15 protein-coding genes and 2 pseudogenes are annotated in these 18,762 nt (G+C 35.5%); 7 read left to right on the top strand and 10 right to left on the bottom strand.

The features are described 5' to 3' along the window. Window positions 1-26 precede the first annotated feature (26 nt). The 5 genes and pseudogenes from AAHI02_RS13580 to AAHI02_RS13600 form a co-directional block, all read right to left on the bottom strand. On the bottom strand, window positions 27-1,586 hold the full coding sequence (locus AAHI02_RS13580) for a TonB-dependent receptor (protein ID WP_346983700.1): 1,560 nt from the start codon (window positions 1,584-1,586) through the stop codon (window positions 27-29). Continuing rightward, window positions 1,567-2,196: a TonB-dependent receptor plug domain-containing protein gene (locus tag AAHI02_RS13585; RefSeq protein WP_346983701.1), complete on the bottom strand. Its 630-nt coding sequence runs from the start codon at window positions 2,194-2,196 to the stop codon at window positions 1,567-1,569. The genes AAHI02_RS13580 and AAHI02_RS13585 overlap by 20 nt, the downstream gene beginning before the upstream one ends. A gap of 151 nt (window positions 2,197-2,347) precedes the next feature. Further along, window positions 2,348-5,423 (bottom strand): annotated as a pseudogene (secA, locus tag AAHI02_RS13590) (preprotein translocase subunit SecA). 127 nt (window positions 5,424-5,550) lie between these two features. Beyond that, window positions 5,551-5,772: a DUF2795 domain-containing protein gene (locus tag AAHI02_RS13595; protein WP_027382805.1), complete on the bottom strand. Its 222-nt coding sequence runs from the start codon at window positions 5,770-5,772 to the stop codon at window positions 5,551-5,553. A 144-nt stretch (window positions 5,773-5,916) separates the two neighbouring features. Further along, window positions 5,917-6,939: a GDP-mannose 4,6-dehydratase gene (locus AAHI02_RS13600; protein ID WP_346983702.1), complete on the bottom strand. Its 1,023-nt coding sequence runs from the start codon at window positions 6,937-6,939 to the stop codon at window positions 5,917-5,919. Window positions 6,940-7,024: 85 nt separating this feature from the next. Here AAHI02_RS13600 and AAHI02_RS13605 point away from each other — a divergent pair, with 85 nt between their 5' ends. Together AAHI02_RS13605 and AAHI02_RS13610 are read left to right on the top strand one after the other, a co-directional pair. Beyond that, window positions 7,025-7,822 carry a DUF2797 domain-containing protein gene (locus AAHI02_RS13605; protein WP_346983703.1) on the top strand — a complete coding sequence of 266 codons (798 nt, stop codon included), beginning with the start codon at window positions 7,025-7,027 and terminating at the stop codon, window positions 7,820-7,822. Window positions 7,823-7,853: 31 nt separating this feature from the next. Further along, complete coding sequence (locus AAHI02_RS13610) at window positions 7,854-10,535, top strand: hypothetical protein (RefSeq protein ID WP_346983704.1); 2,682 nt, start codon at window positions 7,854-7,856, stop codon at window positions 10,533-10,535. A gap of 17 nt (window positions 10,536-10,552) precedes the next feature. Here the strand turns inward: AAHI02_RS13610 and AAHI02_RS13615 are convergent, their stop codons facing one another. After that, window positions 10,553-10,903: a hypothetical protein gene (locus tag AAHI02_RS13615; protein WP_042720280.1), complete on the bottom strand. Its 351-nt coding sequence runs from the start codon at window positions 10,901-10,903 to the stop codon at window positions 10,553-10,555. 152 nt (window positions 10,904-11,055) lie between these two features. Here AAHI02_RS13615 and AAHI02_RS13620 point away from each other — a divergent pair, with 152 nt between their 5' ends. Then, window positions 11,056-11,250, top strand: a complete 195-nt coding sequence (locus AAHI02_RS13620) for a hypothetical protein (RefSeq protein ID WP_042720274.1) — start codon at window positions 11,056-11,058, stop codon at window positions 11,248-11,250. A 117-nt stretch (window positions 11,251-11,367) separates the two neighbouring features. Beyond that, window positions 11,368-12,414 (top strand): PA0069 family radical SAM protein, encoded by a 1,047-nt coding sequence (locus AAHI02_RS13625; RefSeq protein WP_346983705.1) that lies wholly within the window; start codon window positions 11,368-11,370, stop codon window positions 12,412-12,414. Window positions 12,415-12,468: 54 nt separating this feature from the next. Here the strand turns inward: AAHI02_RS13625 and AAHI02_RS13630 are convergent, their stop codons facing one another. Beyond that, window positions 12,469-12,630 (bottom strand): hypothetical protein, encoded by a 162-nt coding sequence (locus AAHI02_RS13630; protein ID WP_346983706.1) that lies wholly within the window; start codon window positions 12,628-12,630, stop codon window positions 12,469-12,471. A 120-nt stretch (window positions 12,631-12,750) separates the two neighbouring features. Here AAHI02_RS13630 and AAHI02_RS13635 point away from each other — a divergent pair, with 120 nt between their 5' ends. Next, window positions 12,751-13,647: a hypothetical protein gene (locus AAHI02_RS13635; protein ID WP_346983707.1), complete on the top strand. Its 897-nt coding sequence runs from the start codon at window positions 12,751-12,753 to the stop codon at window positions 13,645-13,647. Between the two features lie 36 nt (window positions 13,648-13,683). Here the strand turns inward: AAHI02_RS13635 and AAHI02_RS13640 are convergent, their stop codons facing one another. After that, the gene (locus AAHI02_RS13640; protein ID WP_346983708.1) at window positions 13,684-14,634 is read right to left on the bottom strand and encodes a 2-oxoglutarate and iron-dependent oxygenase domain-containing protein; all 951 of its coding nucleotides are present in this window, start codon (window positions 14,632-14,634) and stop codon (window positions 13,684-13,686) included. 86 nt (window positions 14,635-14,720) lie between these two features. On the opposite strand from AAHI02_RS13640, the gene menD reads away from it, so the two are divergent. Further along, complete coding sequence (menD, locus tag AAHI02_RS13645; protein ID WP_346983709.1) at window positions 14,721-16,397, top strand: 2-succinyl-5-enolpyruvyl-6-hydroxy-3-cyclohexene-1-carboxylic-acid synthase; 1,677 nt, start codon at window positions 14,721-14,723, stop codon at window positions 16,395-16,397. On the opposite strand, the gene AAHI02_RS13650 is transcribed toward menD, so the two are convergent. Beyond that, the gene (locus AAHI02_RS13650) at window positions 16,394-17,020 is read right to left on the bottom strand and encodes an aminotransferase class IV (protein ID WP_346983710.1); all 627 of its coding nucleotides are present in this window, start codon (window positions 17,018-17,020) and stop codon (window positions 16,394-16,396) included. The two genes, menD and AAHI02_RS13650, sit on opposite strands and share 4 nt — an antisense overlap. Continuing rightward, window positions 17,004-17,982 (bottom strand): annotated as a pseudogene (locus AAHI02_RS13655) (aminodeoxychorismate synthase component I). Before AAHI02_RS13655 ends, AAHI02_RS13650 begins: the two are co-directional and overlap by 17 nt. Before the next feature lie 47 nt (window positions 17,983-18,029). Between AAHI02_RS13655 and AAHI02_RS13660 the strand changes: the two are divergent. Continuing rightward, a complete protein-coding gene (locus tag AAHI02_RS13660; protein ID WP_346983711.1) occupies window positions 18,030-18,752 on the top strand; it encodes a hypothetical protein in 723 nt (240 codons plus the stop codon). Window positions 18,753-18,762 lie beyond the last annotated feature (10 nt).

Here is an 18,762-nt window from a genome sequence, read left to right on the forward strand (position 1 = left end):
CCCTTTGAGAGGCTAACTTTTAATTATTAGAATTTATAAGAAATTGAAAATCTCCAGTTTCTAGGCGCTTCTGCTTGATAATAATAGTACGAACCATAATTTGCACCTGAATAAAGGTATCTGTTAAATACATTAAAGATATTAAGATTCACGCGTATTTTTGAATTTTCCCAAGAAGCTCCTGCGTCAAATTTCAAATAATCATTCATTGGTTTAGTTGTACCCGTGGAATCCCATGTCCATGATGTTCTGTCCGCTAAATAACTGCCTCCAAAAGAAAGTCCAAATCCTTCAAGTACACCATTCGTAAATGTATAATTTAACCACCCGTTTAAGGTATGCTTTGCGTAGCCTGCTACTTTATCTCCTTCTTTGTGAAGAATTTTAGGAGTATTTGTTAGTGGATCTATATAAGTTATTGCCTCTTTATATTCATTATCTGTATAAGCATAATTCAAGATTGCATTAAAGCCTTTCAAGATTTCTCCTTTCAGATCGAATTCTACACCTTGAACACCAGTTTTCCCATCCAGAATTGAATACTTGTAGGTTGGATCTGTTGGATCACTACTTATAGCATTGTCTTTTCTGATATTATAGATGGACAACGTTGTATTCCATTTACCATTAAACCAATCTCTTTTTAATCCTATTTCATAGCTGTTTCCTGTTAAAGGTTTTGCAGTAGATCCATCTCTGAACAAGCCGGATTGTGGTGTAAAAGATTGGTCATATAAAGCATATGCGGATGTATTATTATCAATAGAATAACTTAAACCGACTCTTGGAGAGATTTTATCTGCTTCAAAAGTATCCCCATAATTGTTTTGTTTGATATTTGTATATCTCGCAGCGACTGTTAAACGTAATCTGTCTTCAAAAAATCCTAATTCATCCTGCAAATATACACCGGAATAATTTTGATCAATAGTTCCTCCCGGAGTTGCTCTTTGGTTTAAAGGCGAATTATTGATTCGCTCAATCCAACCTTCATATCCATATCCATTAGTTACAGGTTGATACGTTAAAATATTAGTATTAAATGGTGTTGAATCTAAAACGTGAGAATAATTCCAGTCGGCTAAATATTTTTTACTTCCTAAATCTAAACCGGCTAGAATCCTGTGTGAAACTTTTCCTGTTTTTTCGTATCCATTCAAGTAAACCTGTCCGAATCTCATAACATTGGAGCCTTCCCAGTAAGAAAGTCTTCTAATCATGGTGCCGTCTGGATTAACTGCATCCGGCCAAATGTCACTTGCATTAGTGTAATCATTAAGATAAGTAACCTGAGCTGTTAATTTCCAGTTTTTATTAAACTGATGTTGTAAATTTAGATTCACAGTATGGTCTTCCATATTTGAAGGCATAATTCCGGGATCAGTATGTGTATAATTTACAGGTCTGGTAGCATAACCTTCTGTAGAGAATACATAAGCTGAACCTACCTCGGACATTTTTGCTTTTTGGTAGATGTATTCCGCAGTTAAAGTTGTTTTATCTGTCAACTCTACTTTTACAGAAGGATTTACAACATATCTATTATTAAATTCATAGTCTCTGAAACTATTTTTTTGTGAACCCATTAAATTTAAACGAACTGAAACTTTTTTTAGAAACTCTGGTGTCCAAGTCTGTTTCAGCTCTGTACATATCGAAACTGCCTAATGTAACTCTGGCTGAACCATTAAATGGATTTCCTGTAGGTTTTTTAGTAACAATATTGTAAATTCCACTGGGCTCTCCAGCAGACATTAAAAATCCTCCAGGCCCCTTTACGAATTCAATATGGTCAACATAGCTCATATCTTCAGATAATGGACCCCAATTTGATGTTACATTTACTCCGTTAAAAAAAGCACCTGCACGAGATCCTCTCATATTAATTCTTGAGTACATTTCTCCCCAATGTTCTAATCTTTGAGCTCCCGCCACATTTCTTAAAAGTCCATCCGAAATTGTAGTAACCTGCTGGTCTTCTAAGGCTCTATTAGTAATAATGGAAATGTTTTGGGGGATCTTTATAAGCTCTTCATTCAGACGTAATGAAGAAGATCCTTCTTTTTCTACATACTTTTTGTAATATTTCCCATTTACAACGACTTCTTCAATATCATTAGATTTGATAGAATCTTTCTCCTGAGCAAATGTCAGCATAGAACCCAATAGTGACGCACAAATCAGTACATTTTTCATGAAAGTAAAATTTTCTGCAAATATATTGTTTTTAATTATTCTAAATAAATAATTGAATTGACATTTGTCATAAAATTAATATACGCAGAATAACAAAAAACCGTTCCAGGCTGTTCTGAAACGGTTTTGTATCGTTTTGAAATTATTTATTTTATGCAGGAATTTCTCCTTTATATAAGAATGAAATAATTTCTTTATTCAGTTTGTCGATCATTTCGCTGAACAAATGGAAAGATTCCTGTTTGTAAATTACCAACGGATCTTTCTGTTCATATACAGCTCCCTGTGAAGATCTTCTCAGATCATCCATCTCACGAAGGTGAAGCTTCCAGTTTTCGTCGATGATTGATAGGGTAATATTCTTTTCAAAATCATTGATTAAGCTGTCACACTGAGTTTCGTACGCTTCTTTAAGATCTGTAACGATCGTCATCGTTTTGTGTCCGTCAGTGAAAGGAACCTGAATCATTTTAAACATCGATCCCTGATTCTGATACACATTCTCAATAATTGGGAATGATTTTTCTTTCAGCAGATTCAGTTTCATCTGATAATCTTCCTGCGCAGCTTTAAACAAAATATTGGTAAGATCCTGAATGGTTTTAGATTTAAAATCATTTTCAGAAACCGGAGATTCCATGGTGAAAGTCTTGATTATTTCGAACTCAAAATCCTTATAGTTTCCTGTAGCTCTCCCTTTTGTGACGATAGAATTGGCCACATCAAAAATCATATTGGCAATATCGTACTTCAGGTGATCTCCGAATAAGGCGTTCTTTCTTCTTTTGTAAATTACGTCACGTTGCTTATTCATTACGTCATCATACTCAAGAAGTCTTTTTCTTGTTCCGAAGTTATTTTCCTCTACTTTTTTCTGAGCTCTTTCAATCGACTTGGAAATCATAGAATGCTGAATAACTTCACCTTCTTTATGACCCATTCTGTCCATCATTTTAGCGATTCTTTCAGATCCGAAAAGACGCATCAAATTATCTTCCAAAGACACATAAAACTGAGAACTTCCCGGATCTCCCTGACGTCCCGCTCTACCTCTTAACTGTCGGTCAACACGTCTTGAATCGTGTCTTTCTGTTCCGATGATCGCTAAACCTCCGGCTTCTTTTACTTCTTTCGTTAGCTTAATATCCGTACCACGACCCGCCATGTTTGTTGCAATGGTAACAACTCCCGGCTGTCCTGCTCCTGCAACGATTTCTGCTTCTTTCTTGTGAAGTTTCGCGTTAAGAACCTGGTGAGGAATTTTTCTTAACTGCAGTGCTTTTGATAGTAATTGAGAAATTTCAACTGAAGTTGTACCTACCAGAACAGGTCTTCTTGCGGCTGTTAATTTTTCAATTTCTTCAATGACTGCGTTATATTTTTCACGGTTAGTTTTAAAAACTAAATCCTGTTTATCATGTCTTAGAATAGGACGGTTAGTAGGAATTACCACAACGTCTAATTTATAGATTTCCCAAAGCTCGCCTGCTTCGGTTTCTGCAGTACCGGTCATCCCCGCAAGTTTGTTGTACATACGGAAATAGTTCTGAAGCGTAATGGTTGCAAAAGTCTGTGTTGCAGCTTCAATTTTTACATTTTCTTTCGCTTCAATAGCTTGGTGAAGACCGTCTGAATATCGTCTTCCTTCCATAATACGACCCGTCTGCTCGTCAACGATTTTTACTTCACCGTCGATTACAACATACTCATCATCTTTTTCAAATAAGGTGTAGGCTTTAAGCAATTGGCTCATCGTGTGAACTCTCTCGGATTTTTCGGCAAAATCGGAGAAAAGTCTTTCTTTGGCTTCAAATTCTTCTTCTTTAGATAAATTTTTAGCTTCCAATTCAGCAATTTCAGTTCCGATATCCGGAAGTACGAAGAAATTAGAGTCAGAATTACCCTGAGACATGTATTCCACCCCTTTATCTGTCAAATCAACCTGATTGTTTTTTTCTTCAATGACGAAGTAAAGATCTTTATCTACAATCGGCATGTCACGGTTGTTGTCCTGCATGTATTGTGCTTCTGTTTTCTGAAGCAATGCACGGTTTCCGCTTTCTGACAAGAATTTAATTAACTGTCTGTTTTTAGGAAGACCTCTGTAGGCCTGAAGCAATTTGAATCCTCCTTCTTTTGTTTTTCCTGCTGCAATTAATTTTTTAGCTTCATTAAATATTGCGGAAACAGTTTTTTTCTGAACTTCAACGATTCTGTCGATAGAAGGTTTCAGCACGTCAAATTCCTGTCTGTCTCCCTGAGGAACAGGTCCCGAAATAATCAACGGTGTTCTCGCATCATCTACTAATACGGAGTCAACCTCATCGACAATGGCAAAATTCAGTTCTCTCTGTACAAGTTCTGAAGGGGAAGTCACCATATTATCTCTCAGATAATCAAACCCGAATTCGTTGTTGGTTCCGTAGGTAATATCTGAATTATATGCTTTTCTTCTTCCGTCCGAATTCGGCTGGTGATTATCAATACAGTCGATTGACATTCCGTGGAATTGGTACAATGGTCCCATCCATGCAGAGTCCCTTTTGGCAAGGTAATCGTTCACCGTTACTACGTGAACCCCTCTTCCGGGAAGTGCATTTAAGAAAATAGGAAGTGTACCTACCAACGTTTTACCTTCACCGGTTGCCATCTCGGCAATTTTTCCGCTGTGAAGGATTACCCCTCCGATAAACTGAACATCGTAATGCACCATATCCCAGTTTACAGGAGTTCCGGCTGCATCCCATGAGTTTTTCCAGATAACGTCATCTCCCTGGATTTCCAGAAAATCTTTTCCTGCAGCAGCCAGCTGTCTGTCCCAGTCGGTTGCCTTTACACGGATCTGGCCATTCTGAGCCCATCTTCTTGCTGTTTCTTTTACCAGTGCAAAAGCTTCAGGAAGGATCTGGCTGAGAACTTTTTCTTCAATTTCGTATGATTCCTTTTTTAGAGCCTCAATTTTTGAAAAAAGCGCTTCTTTTTCGTCTACGTTTTTAGAATTTTTTATCTGCTCCTGGATCTGTTCTATCTGAGCAGTAATTTTTTCTGTTGCCGTTTTAATGTTCTCTTTAAACTCAGCAGTTTTCTCTCTTAAACCATCATCAGATAATTCCTGAATAGTCGGTTCAACAGCCTTGATTTTTGTTACAACTTTTTTTACTTCTTTTAGGTCCTGCGCTTTTTTTGTCTCCCAAAAACCCTTTAAGAACTTTGTTTAAAAAACTCATAAATTTTTTGCTTTATGCCTAAGCGATATGCTTTAAGCGTTTTTAATAACACGCTTATCGTGTAAAATTGATATATAAAAAAGGGCAAAAAAAGCTCTAAGCCAGGCCTAAAGCTTAATGCTTTCAATTAATATTCGTCTTCGTTCCAAAGATAATCTTCATCCGTAGGATAGTCGCTCCAGATCTCGTCGATTGCATCATAGATTTCTCCTTCATCTTCGATGGCCTGAAGGTTTTCCACAACTTCCATAGGTGCACCAGTTCTGATTGCATAATCAATAAGCTCTGCTTTTGTCATTGGCCAAGGTGCGTCACTTAAATATGAAGCTAATTCTAATGTCCAGTACATAATTTTTTAATTTTTTTTGCAAAAGTATAAAAATAGCTTATATTATACGCTTTTTTTATACCTGATTTTCAATTCTTTTTATTAAATTTTGTTCATTTATAAGCCACGGAAACCCTTAGAATAATCTCCTGTAGCCACTTGAGGTCATTTTCTCAAAAACCATTCCACAAATTTTTTTATGCCATTTTGGAAGTTTGTGTCAGGTTTATAGCCTATTAATGTCCTGGCTTTTGTAATATCTGCATTGGTTTTAAGGACATCTCCCTGCTGCATTGGCAGATTTTTCCGGATGGCAGATTTTCCCAATTCATTTTCTATCGTAGAAACCATTTGATGAAGACTGATTACCTGGCTTTCTCCAAGATTTATAATTTCATAAATACCTGAATGGTTTTCCAGATAAGTAATGGATTTTGTGATGCCATCAATGATATCATCAATATAGGTGTAATCTCTGGCGGTAGTTCCGTCGCCGTAGAAAGGGATTTCGTGATTTTCCGAAATTAGTTTTGTGAATTTATGAATGGCCAGATCCGGTCTTTGTCTGGGGCCGTACACCGTAAAAAACCTCAGCTGAATCATATCGATTTTATACAAATCATAATATACATGGCCTAAAATTTCTCCACATTTCTTGGTCGCAGCATAAGGCGAAATAGGATTGTCTACATTATCGGTTTCAGAAAAAGGAATTTTTTCATTATTTCCGTAAACGCTTGAAGATGAAGCGCAAACGAATTTTTTAATATTGAAATCTTTGCATAATTCCCAAAGATTCATGGTCCCGCGGATGTTGACTTCTTCATAGTCTAGCGGCCTTTCGATGGATGGGCGAACACCTGCCAATGCGGCAAGATGGATAATTAAATCGATTTTATGTTTTTTAAAAATCTCCTCCAAGCCAACCTTATCCCGGATATCCTGATAATAAAGTGTATAATTGTCTGATTTTGAAATAGAAATTAAATGCTGAATGTCTTTCTCCTTTTCAGAAAACTCAAAATCCGAATTTTTATCAATTGACTCTAATGTATTTTTAATTTTTATCTGATAATTGTAAAAATCATCAAAATTGTCAATGTTTATGACAGAATGTCCCTTTTTTAATAATTTCTCAACCAGGTGAGAACCAATGAATCCGCTTCCGCCAGTTACTAGATAGATCATTCGTGACTTTTATTTACGCAAAAATATAAATTTATTTTTTGAAAATATAATCATTAAATTTACTTTAAAAAGTAATAGAACTAATATGCAGTTTCAGGGACAAATTTTAAAAATGACCAGCTTCAACGATGAGCCGATTCAATATTATCTTAATCTTTCGGGTGATCTTATTCATATGAATGAGCTCTTCGGGAAAGAATTAACTATAAAGCATACCGGGTTTCAATGTGTAAACTGCCAGCAGAATAAACCTATTTACAGGATGGGTTTCTGCAAAAGCTGTTTTTTTGAAAGTCCCTATGCCAGTGATACGATCATTCGTCCCGAGCTTTCTACAGCACACCTGGGAATTGCGGAACGGGATTTGGAAGTAGAAAAAGGAATTCAGCTTCAGCCTCATACGGTTTATCTGGCTTATACGGGAGAAGTGAAAGTGGGAGTCACAAGAAATACACAGATCCCGACACGTTGGATTGATCAGGGCGCGACTTTTGCTCTGCCTATCGCTAGAACTGAAAACAGATATGAAGCGGGAATGATAGAGGTTGCTCTCAAACAACATGTTCTTGATAAAACCAGCTGGAAAAAAATGCTCCAGGACGATCTGGAAGATGATATCGATTTAGCAGATTTTCAGCAGAAAATAAAAGAATATTTTCCTGAGGATTTCCAAAAATTTTACAGTGAAGGTGAAGATCTGTGGAGGTTGGATTATCCCTATGAAAAACCGGAAAAAGTAACATCTTTCACGCTCGATAAAAGACCGGAATTTACCGGAAAACTGACGGGTATTAAAGGACAGTATCTGGGCTTTGACGGAGGAGAATTTATCAATATCAGGAGTCATGAAGGGTATGTGATTGAACTCGGTATAAAGAATTGATCTTTATGCCAATAAAACAAAATAAGTAAGCATGAAAAAATGGGTTAAAAAGATGTTTGTTGGTCTGGGAATTTTGTTGGTGATTATTTTATTGGCGAATTTTGGACTCAACATCTGGCTTAAAACCCAGCTCCCGAAATACATTAAAAATAATACCGATTACAAGGTTTCCTACAAGAATATGGAGGTTGATTTGTTGTCCGGAAATATTCTGGCTACTAAAATATCGGTCAATAGTAAAAATCCACAAAATATCAATGTAATAGGACTTCAGGGTACTATCGATACATTGAAAATAAGTCGTTTCGGAATTTATGATGCCCTTTTTAATAAGCAGATCAGCTCATCGGATCTTCTGCTTTCGAAACCTAATCTGAATGTAATTCTCGCCAAGCCCGCAGATGACAAAACCGGCAAGAAAAGAAATCCTGTAAATTTTGAGAATATCAGAATTAATGACGGAAATATCAGTGTATTCAGGCATACTAAACAAAAGTTTATATCCGTTCAGAATCTTTACCTGTATGTAGAAAATCTGCAGCTTACCGAAGAATCCGTTGAAGACAAGCTTCCTGTTGTTTTTGATAAATATGATATTAAGGGAAAGAATTTTTTTATTCGTCCCGATGATGTGTATGCTTTAAGAATTAATTCCATTAAAACATCAGACGGACAGATGTCTATAGATAATTTTCAGCTTGTTCCGGTATTGGATTTTGATCAGTTTAAAAAATATTACCCTAAAAAAAATAAGCTGTTTCAGTTTGTCATCAAAAAGATGGAATTTAAAGACGTGGTTCTGAAAAAAAATAAAGTTTCTCTTGGTAATGCTAGTTTTTATGATCCCAATCTTTTGGTATACACTACCAGCGCAGTTCCTGTGAAGTTGAAAAAGCCTTCCGATTTTGAATTAAATCTCGAAAATATACAACTGAATAATGCTACGGTGCAGATCATGAAACCGAACGGCACTAAGCTTATGTATGCGAAAGATCTTAATGTAGATGTGAGCCAGCTGAAATTCGATAAAGAAACCAGAGCAGAAATAATTCCTGTAGGATACAAAGATTTTAAAGTTTCCGGGAAAGATGTCTTGTTTTCCAATCACCAGGATTTTACGTTCGGCAGTTTTAATTTAACCCCTAAAAAAGGAGAAATAAAAAGTATTTCAATTGTTCCGAACGGTACCACGCCGGAAAAAACATCAATGAATCTTGTGGCAGATTATATCGGATTTACTATTAATAAATGGGATTTCGTTGATAAAAAAATGAATCTTGATGTAAAAGACATTCTCCTGAGCCATATTAAAGGTAAAATTACAGCCGGTACGGCAAAGGTAAAACCCATCAAGAAACCAAATTTAGATGGAATCCAATTTCCTATTCTGATCAGAAAAGTGGTTTTGCAGAATTCGGATATTACGTATGAAAAAAACAATCAGCCTCTTAGTTTTAGTGATCTGAATGCTACTATTAATGATATTCAATTGTTATCAAAAAAGGATAATTCCGGGATTGAAGCGAAAATAAAAAAATACGTTCTTTCGACTAAGAATTTCGCCTATAAAACCCAGTTCTATAATATGACAGCCGGACTTTTAAAACTGGATCAAAACAACATCAAAGTAACAGATTTTGCAATGAAACCGCGTGTTTCTAGGGCTCAGTTTATCAGAATGATTCCTGTAGAAAGGGATTTATATGATATTACAGCCAATCAGATTACAGCGAATGGAAGTTGGGATCTGTTTTCGGACCAGAAATTAATAAATACTTCAAATGTTACGATTCAGAATGCGGATGCCAATATTTTCAGAAGTAAAATTCCTAAAGATGATCCGAAGGAAAAACCTTTGTACTCAAGAATGCTGCGTTCTATTAAGATTCCGATGGTTGTGAATCATCTTAATCTTAAGGATTCTAAATTGGTGTATGAGGAAGATACCCCGGAAAGTGCAGGCCCGGGAAAACTGACGTTCGGCAACTTTAATATGAATGTTACAAACCTCAACTCTGCAAAAATGAAGGGTAAACCTACAAAGGTTGACATTAAAATCAACTGTTCATTCATGAATATGGCACCACTTTCTGTAAACTGGGGCTTCGATGTTGCCGATCAAGGAGATAACTTTACGATTTCCGGAAGAACGACCAATCTTCCTGCTACAGGAATTAATCCTTTTATCCGCCCGTACCTGCATGTTACCGCTACAGGAACGATTCAGGAAATGCTTTTCAATTTCAAGGGAAACCCTAAAGGACTGAACGGGAAATTCAACCTTAAACATAAGGATCTGAAGGTCGCTATTTTGGATAAAGAAAACAAAGAGAAAAAAGGATTCCTTACCGCTATTGCCAATCTTCTCGTAAAATCAGATTCCGGGAAACTTCCCGAAGATGTTGATGTAGAAGATGTAGAAAGAGATCCTACCAAATCATTTTTCAATCTTTTCTGGAAAGGTATCGAGCAGGGTTTAAAGAAAACACTTATCGGTATTAATATTGATAAAGCTAAAAAAACGGCAGATAAAGCTAAAACTACCGTGAAAAATGTAAAAGAAGATGTAAAAGATATGAAAACATCTGCCAGGCAGATCGGTCAGGCTATGAAGAAGAATCATGTAGAATCTCAGCAGAAAGATAAAGATCAGGAGAAAAAAGGATTTCTAAAAGGAATATTTAAGAAAAAAGAGAAACCCGAAACTGAATAGTTCCGGGCTTTTTAATATTAATCAAAATCAAATTCGTCGCTTTCAAGAATAGGGACTTCCCGAAGATAATTGTCAAATTCCTTAGGATGATTGCTTTCCGCACCGTATGAATCTATGATGATGCCCAGATTTCCGTCAGAGCCTTTTACCAGATAGAGTACCGCACTGTCATCAGGATTACTTGCTCCTTCAAAGCGGTAGGTTTTTATGATGGTAAGCTCTTTAGCTAGATATGATTTTTCAGAATTATCCAATTTTACCTCACCATTTTCATTCATTCTGAATTCTCTGTGAATGCCTCTTTGCGCAAGTCTTGTCATGACCTGGCTTAATGTTGTCATTTTGTCAATATTTCCTGTGCCTTCCATAATACTTTTTTATTTTAAAATACAATAATTAAACCAATTGTCTTTCATGTGGTATTTTAATGTATGCTCAATATGTTAACAAAAATTATACATTTGAAATAATAATTGGGTATGCTTTTTTGCAGTAAAAGGGTTAATAAATCAAGCAAAATATGAAAAAGGAAGTTGGAGTTATACTGGCAGGAGGAGTTGGTCTTTTGGCGGTATTAAGTATCATCGGAATTAAGAAAATATTACACAGAAAAGATAAAAAATACAGTGATTCCTATTCAGATTATCATAGACATTTCGATAAGAAAAGTCAGGAAGAAGATTATCATGGAATAGAATTTTATGCACTGAAGTAGTAAAATATATTCAATTTATGACAATCCGGCACTGTATCAGTGCCGGATCTTTTTGTGGAAAACTTTAATGTTAAAACTTATTATTATGTAAAATTTCCGTTCTAATTTTACGGTGCAATGCAGAACGAAAACATCATAAAAGGTCAGGGAGCTCAGCGAAATGTAATCAACCGTTTCGATCGTTACACCTTTGAACCTAAAGATGAAGATTTTGAATCCCTGAAAACCTCTTTTACAGAAGTTTTTCCGAAAACAATTGTAAATCAGGTAAAAAGCGAAGATCTCCCGATGGAATATTCAATGAATCCGTATCAGGGTTGTGAGCATGGTTGTTCATACTGTTTCGCAAGACCTACTCATGAATATTGGGGATACAGCGCCGGAATTGATTTTGAAAGGAAAATCATGATAAAGAAAAATGCGCCTGAACTTTTAGAGAAATTTTTTCAGAAAAGAAATTATAAACCGGAACCGATTTTGCTCTCAGGGAATACAGATTGTTATCAGCCTGCCGAAAGAAAGTTTGAGATCACAAGAAAAATTCTGCAGGTTTGTCTCGATTACAGGCATCCTGTTAATATCCTTACAAAAAATGCTTTGGTGCTGAGAGATCTTGATCTATTGAAACCAATGGCTGAACAAAATCTTGTTTCGGTTTCATTAAGTATTCCGACTATTAATGAAGATCTGCGAAGAAAAATGGAGCCACGCACGAGTTCTGCAAAAAACAAATTAAAAGCTATAGAAATATTGTCTGAAAACAAAGTTCCTGTGAATGTAATGATAGCGCCCATCATTCCGGGACTGAACAGCGATGAACCTTTGACGATTTTAAAAGCTATTGCGGATGCGGGAGCGCAAAGTTTTGGCTATACTTTGGTGAGGTTAAATGATACGGTGGAACCTGTGTTTGTGAATTGGATTGAAAATGCTTTTCCGGACCGTGCGCAGAAAGTTCTGAATTTGATCCGCTCCATGCGAGGTGGAAAACTGGGGGATAAAAGGTATTTTAACAGGCAAAAAGGAGAGGGGAATATTGCAGAAATGATTCACAATACCTTTAAAATAGGAGGTAAAAAGTTTTTTGACGGTAAGGAATTTCCTAAGCTTTCAACCAAAAATTTTACGGGAACAAAAGATCAGCAATTGAGGTTCTTTGATTGAAAGAAAGCCACTCCCAAAAGGAACGGCTTTCTTTATGATTTTTCTGAATTTCAATTACATAGTGTCATCCACCGGACATTTGAAATCTTTACTGCAAGCTGCGCAAACGATGATGTTTCCGCATGCATACATACAAAATTCAGGCTCCGGAAGATTGATTCCTTCTCCTTTAATGTTTTTTAATTGGCCTTTGCTTAGTTTTTTTAAATTTTTCATATTGTTTTAGTTAAAAATTTGATACTTATGTAAAGATAATCAAAAAAATAATATGTCAATACAGAGTGGTATATTAATTTATTTTAAATTCTTTAAATAATTTTCTTAAGTTTATCCCTGATGAAATATGTAAGAATAAAAATAGAAAGTAAAATATTATTATTTCTGGTGCTCTCCTGCTTGTGTCCGGCTCAGAATATAGCGATTAACAATAAGAGTAATTTCCCGATTGAGGTTAAATACGCTCAGAAAAAAGTTGATATTGGAGTTAATCAAAAGAAAGCCCTGAATTTAACAAATGAAGTGAAAAATATTTCTGTTCTTTATAAGAACGACAAAAAAATTAAAAGAAATATTTTCCTTTTTTTAAATCCGCAGGATTCTTTAAATATAAACCTTAAGCAGGATTCTGTAAAATTTACAGGAGATAAAAGCGCGCTTCATGACTTTGTTTACGGAAAGATGGAAAATGATTTAACTTTAAAGATATCTGAATATCAGAAATATTACCAAAACAATGATGCTAAAGGGTTTATCCGTACTTCAGAAATGTATTTAGCAGATGTATTAAAAAAAGCCGAACGACTAAACAGCTCACCATCCGGAAGAGAAGATGTGAACTATAAAGAAATTGAGAAGATTGCTAAAGATCGTTGGTTTTTTACTGTTTTTGTCAGTTTCGGAAGCAATAAATTGACTAATACCGAAAAACAACTCATGCTTTATTATTTTGAAAAGTATTTTAAAAAAGATATAGCGACCTTCTCATGTAATTCATGGGTAGATTATGATATTCTGCGCAGATATTCCTTACATCGGAAATTGCTCAATCTGAAACTTCCGAAATATGACATTATAGAGCATACGGATGAGGATGAAATCAATCAATATTTACCGCCAAAATGCCAGGAATATTACTTCAGAAGTTCTTATGATTTTTGGGTTCATAAAAAAGATCTGGTAAGAGCTGAAAAATACAAGAAGATTCTAATAGAAAAATTTCACGCGAACTTTTAAAAAAACAAAACCGGGCTAGACAACCCGGTTTCACTATTATTTTTTTATCAATCCCAATTCGATTAATCTTTCATGTAAAAATTCCCCTGCTGTAGTGTCTTCGTACAATTTCGGATGGTTTTCGTCGACACAGTTTTCAAGAGCATTCAGCGACATCGAACTCACAGGATGCATAAAGAACGGAATGGAATATCTTGAAGTTCCCCACAGTTCTCTTGGCGGATTTACCACTCTGTGAATCGTAGATTTCAGTTTGTTGTTGGTATGTCTGGAAAGCATATCTCCAACATTGATCATCAGTTCGTCAGGTTCAGCGATGGCGTCAATCCATTCTCCTTTATGATTCTGAACCTGAAGACCTTTCCCCTGAGATCCCATCAAAAGGGTAATCAGATTGATATCGCCGTGAGCTGCTGCTCTTACCGCATCGTTCGGCTCTTCTGTGATTGGCGGATAATGAATTGGCCTTAAAATAGAGTTTCCTTCCGCAATTTTATCATCGAAATAAAATTCATCCAGATCAAGATACAATGCCAAAGCCCGAAGCACATACTGTCCTGTTTTTTCAAGCATCTGATAAGCTTCTTTACCCACTTCATTGAACTTTGGTAGCTCTTCAACAATTACATTGTCAGGATACTCGCTTTTATATTTGGAATCATCAGACACGTATTGCCCGAAATGCCAAAATTCCTTCAAGTCTCCTTTTTTGAAGCCTTTTGCAGTTTCTTTACCGAATCCTACATAGCCTCTCTGTCCGCCAATCCCCGGAATCTCATATTTTTGTTTCGAGTTCGTTGGCAGTTCAAAAAAGTTTTTCACCTCTTCATACAGTTCATCTACTAATTTGTCATCAAGAAAATGGCCTTTTAAGGCAACAAAACCAATTTCTTCATAAGCTTTTCCGATTTCATTTACAAATTTCTGTTTGCGTTCCGGGTCACCCGAAAGGAAATCACGCAGGTCTACACTAGGTATTTTGTCCATTTTTAGAAATTTAACGAATGGCTAAATTACAGTTTTTTTAAATTAAATTCTTTTCGTGTTAAGCATTTATCCGCTAAATTTGCTTTATGAAAAAATATTCTTCCAAAAGAAGTATTCAGATACTCGCACATCTTCTTCAGCAATACGGAATTTCAGATATTATCATTTCACCGGGATCCAGAAACGCTCCTTTGGCGATCCATTTTTCGGAGACGGACAGCTTCAACTGTTTCAGTATTGTTGATGAAAGAAGTGCGGCTTTTGTAGGATTAGGTATGGCGATGAGCGAGAAGAAACCTGTGGCAATAACCTGTACCAGTGGTTCGGCGGCAGCAAATTATTATCCTGCGGTTACGGAAGCTTTTTATTCCAACATTCCATTTTTGGTGTTAACAGCTGACAGACCAATGGATTACGTGGATATTTTTGACGGACAAACCATCAGGCAGAATAATCTTTTTCATCAGCATTCTTACGGAGATTTCCAGTTACTTGAAGACAGTAAGGAAAACGCGGAAGACCTTAATTTTGATACTATTAAAAAAGCCATTGAATTATGTATTGAAAAGCAAGGACCTGTTCATATCAATATTCCTCTTGAAGAGCCTCTGTATGAGCTGGTTTCGGAGCTGCCGACTTTTCCTACGATAGAAAAAACATTAAAGCAAAAAGAATACGAAATTCCATCTAATTTAGTGGCTGACTGGAATACTTCGCAGAGAATAATGATTCTGGTAGGAACAAGGGATTATAGTCCGGAGCTTGAAAATCAGCTGACTCAATTGGTTAAAAACCATTCTGTTGTGGTTTTAAGTGAAGCAAATTCCAACCTTCATTATGAAAAGTTTTTCAGGCATATTGATCGCTATGTTTTTAATTTTACGGAAGAAGATTTTAAAACCTATGCCCCTGATCTGCTGATTACGGTAGGACAGAATGTAGTTTCAAAAAAAGTGAAACAATTTCTTAGAAAGGCACGTCCAAAACAGCACTGGCATCTGGATGAAGTATGGCAGCCGGACACTTATTTTGCATTGACGGAGAAAGTAGAAGTGAAACCGGAAACTTTCTTTTCTAAATTGCTGAAATTCATTAATCTCGAGCCAAGTCCGTACTTTAATCTCTGGGATGTGTTGAGGGATAAAAAAGATGCAAAGCACGAAAAGTTTTTAAATACTGTAGAATTTTCTGATTTTTATTTTTTCAATAAAATATCACAGGCAATTCCTGAAAATTACAATATACATTTTAGTAACAGCTCTGCGATCAGATATGCACAGCTTTTTGATTATGGTAAAAGAAGAATCTACTGCAACAGAGGAACGAGTGGAATTGACGGTTCCACTTCCACGGCAATGGGATTTGCCATAAAAAATTCTAATCCTACTTTGTTGATTACGGGAGATTTAAGTTTTTTCTATGATGTCAATGGTCTTTGGAATCAATATATTCCTCCGTTTGTACGAATTATGATTTTTAATAATGGAGAAGGAAATATTTTTAAAATTATTCCAGGACCTGGAAATGCAAATCCGAATACTTTGGACGAGTTTATTGCCACGAAGCATCATAAGAATGCAGAGTTTCTGGCAAAACATTTCGGATTTTCTTACACTAAAGTCGATGAAGAATTAACTTTAGATCGCGTACTTGAGAATTTCTTCAAACCGGATGTGCAGTCTAAAATATTGGAAGTCAACACCTACGGTAAAAACAATGCCGATATACAGAAAGCATATTTTAATTATCTGAAGGAAAATTAAAGATCAGAATATTCTTCATTTCCCGGTAAGTTAATAATTCTGTCAATAGGATAAATGAAATTTTCATCAAAGTCATTTAAAGCATTAATGATCTGAAAATGAGAAAATTCTTTGATGTTTTGTAAGGTAATCTCGGTTTCCTTAATTTCTTTTTTTCTTAAAAGGTTTTGTCTCTGTACACCATTTAAAAGATAAGAAGTTGGGGTGAACCATTGTTTCCCCTTAAGAAAAAGAAGATTCGAGTAGGAAGTATCGGTAATATGGTTGTTTTTGATGATAATGATCTCTTCGGCTTTAGCCTTCATTTTCATTTTTTCCAGTTCTTTTCGGTCTTCAAATTTGAAAGAATAGTCGAAACTGTTGTTTTCCACCATCTGAAAGTTTTCAATTTCAGGAATAGCGTAAGGAATCAACTGAGTCCGGATTTTTTTGTCCAGGCTGTAAACAATTCTTAACTTGAAAAGACCATCTTCATCATGTTCGAGATGTTTATAAATTTTGGCAAGATCAATCGTGCCTTCTTTTCCGAAGTGGGCAAAAGTCGCGTCTACACGCTTCTGATGCAAATCTAATAAGAAAATCTCCTGATCTTCTATCTTAATACTTTCAATGAATTGGGACATAAATTTTGTTTTTCATTTCCTGATATTCGTCTTCTAATCTGCTCATGTGCGTAATTCCGCCGCCGCTTTTGAAATACAGCTCATCGCCTTCTTTTTCAATAAAACGAATCATCACGCAGCTGTCGAGGTTTTTACCATCAAACCAGCCGCAAACTCCGGTGTAATAATCTCTGCTGTATTCTTCTGCCTCAAGAATTATTTCCAATGTTTTCTGTTTTGGAGCACCGAGAATAGATCCCGCCGGAAGAATTCTTTCCATAATGCTTCCTATTTTTCCGTCATATTCGGGCTGTAAGGTTCCTGAAATTTCAGAGCTCATGGCGTACAGATCTTTTTGCTTGGTTTTAATGAAGTCGGTATATTGAAATTTATCAACTTTCACATCATCTGCCACCATGCTGAGATCATTTCGCAGCAGATCTACCACGGTGTAATGTTCTGCTTTTTCCTTTTTATCATTTTTGAGGATCTCTGCCGCATTATCAAGCGAAGCATCAATAGTTCCTTTCATGGGATAAGTAAGGATTTTGCCGTCAATGATTTTAATAAAAGTTTCAGGAGAAAAAAATACAAAAAAATCTTTATAAAACACTTTATATTTCGCAGAAGAATGATAAAAAATTTCTTCCAGTGTTAAATTCGTTTCAATTTTTGTTTTTCGGGTATAATTTACCAGATATGAGTTTCCTAAGCGAATATTTTTTTGAACTTTATCAAAGCCTTTTTTAAAGCTTTCCAACGTCTCGGGAAATGATTTCCATTCTATTTTTTTGGATAATGCATGTTGTTTTTTTATGTTTGAAAAGTTTTGAAAATCAATTAATAAGCCTGATTTTTTTAATTTCATTTTCTTTAAATATTTCAACATTCTGCGCAAGAAAATCGACAATGAAGAAATAAGGAACTTTCTGAAGCGAAAGTTCGTCCATTTCCATAAATTTTTGATGATTCACTGAAAACATTCCGCAAAAGTAATTATTGATGTTTACTTTTGCACAAAATATTTTTCATGGAAAACAAATATCCACAGAAACCGGGATTAGATCTTATACTGAAGCAGGCATTTTTCTATTGGAATAAAACATTGGTTTTTCAGCTGATGTTTTCCATCATATATTTTGGAATTATGATGACCGTATTGTTTTTCTGCGATGCGAAATATGGAATTTTAACGGGCTATTTAGAAACTGCAAAGTATGCTAAAGAAGGCGTTCAGGTGTACACGGCAGAACTTCAGAAGCTTCTTTCAACGGAAAATTTTCAGAATTTTTCGCTTTGGATAATGGGAACAAATATATTTTTGTACCCTTTGAATCTCGGTTTTTACCAGATCTACAGAAAGATGGATCTTGGTGAAAAAATTGAACTTGGTGATCTTTTTACCGGATACAACGGATTGAATTTTTTTAAATATATTGGTTATTATATTTTCTGGTATTTCATTTTTGCATACAGTATCCAAACGATTATATTGGGTGTAATCTGGGTTGCGATTACAATGTTTGTGGCGCCGATGATGTTCTTTATGAACAAAAGTATTTTAGAATCAATTTCATTAAATTTTAAAGCACTCAGAATGTATTTCCTGGAAATTTTGGTGTGCATTATGGTTGCTGTTTTGTTTAAATATATTGGTTTTGCGTTGTTTTTTATAGGAGGATTATTTACTTTTCCGTTCTGGAACGCGATGATTTACTCGCTTTATAAGGTTATTTTTTCAGAGAAGAATTAATTTTAAACTG

Origin of the sequence: Chryseobacterium sp. POE27, assembly GCF_039727685.1 — a bacterium.
In the GTDB taxonomy this organism is placed as follows: Bacteria; Bacteroidota; Bacteroidia; order Flavobacteriales; family Weeksellaceae; genus Chryseobacterium.